This is a genomic window from Streptomyces sp. PT12 (assembly GCF_003311645.1).
In the GTDB taxonomy this organism is placed as follows: domain Bacteria; phylum Actinomycetota; class Actinomycetes; order Streptomycetales; family Streptomycetaceae; genus Streptomyces.
In genome coordinates this window covers 1-836 of the sequence record NZ_QEST01000172.1, presented here as the reverse complement: position 1 = coordinate 836, position 836 = coordinate 1, and the positions used below count along the sequence as shown (strand labels likewise).

Sequence of the window (836 nt, the reverse complement as noted above, 5' to 3'; positions counted from 1 at the left end):
GCGCTGGGTCTTGAGGGTCCTGCGGTGACGGTGGACACGGCGTGTTCGTCGTCGTTGGTGGCGCTGCACCTGGCGTGCGAGGCGCTGCGGGCCGGGGACTGCGACCTGGCGCTCGCGGGCGGGGTGACGGTGATGTCCGGCCTCGGCCCGCTCACCGAGTTCTCGCGGCAGGGAGCCCTCGCGCCGGACGGCCGGTGTCGGGCGTATGCGGCCGACGCCGACGGCTTCGGCTTGGCGGAGGGTGTGGGGTTGGTGGTGTTGGAGCGGTTGTCGGATGCGGTGCGGTGGGGGCGTCGGGTGTGGGGTGTGGTGCGGGGTTCTGCGGTGAATCAGGATGGTGCGTCGAATGGGTTGTCTGCGCCGTCGGGGGTGGCGCAGGGGCGGGTGGTGTGGGAGGCGTTGGGTCGGGCTGGGGTGGGTGTGGGTGGGGTGGATGTGGTGGAGGGTCATGGGACGGGGACGCGGTTGGGTGATCCGGTTGAGGTGGGGGCGTTGGTGGGGGTGTATGGGCGGGGTGGTGGTGGGGGTGGGGTGTGGTTGGGGTCGTTGAAGTCGAATGTGGGGCATGCGCAGGCGGCTGCGGGGGTGGGTGGGGTGATCAAGATGGTGATGGCGTTGCGGTGTGGGGTGTTGCCTCGGACGTTGTGGGTGGGTGGGGGAGGGTCGGGTGCTGGTTCTGGTGCTGGTGCTGGTGCTGGTTCGGGGTTGGTGGAGTGGTCGGGGTCGGGTGTGCGGTTGTTGGAGGAGTCGGTGGTGTGGCCTGAGGTGGGGCGTCCTCGGCGTGCGGGGGTGTCCTCGTTCGGGATCTCCGGCACCAACGCCCACCTCATCCTCGA

1 protein-coding gene is annotated in these 836 nt (G+C 70.3%); it reads left to right on the top strand.

From position 1 onward, the window contains the following. Positions 1-836: polyketide synthase (locus DEH69_RS19200; RefSeq protein WP_147255704.1), on the top strand; the 836-nt coding region annotated here is incomplete at both ends.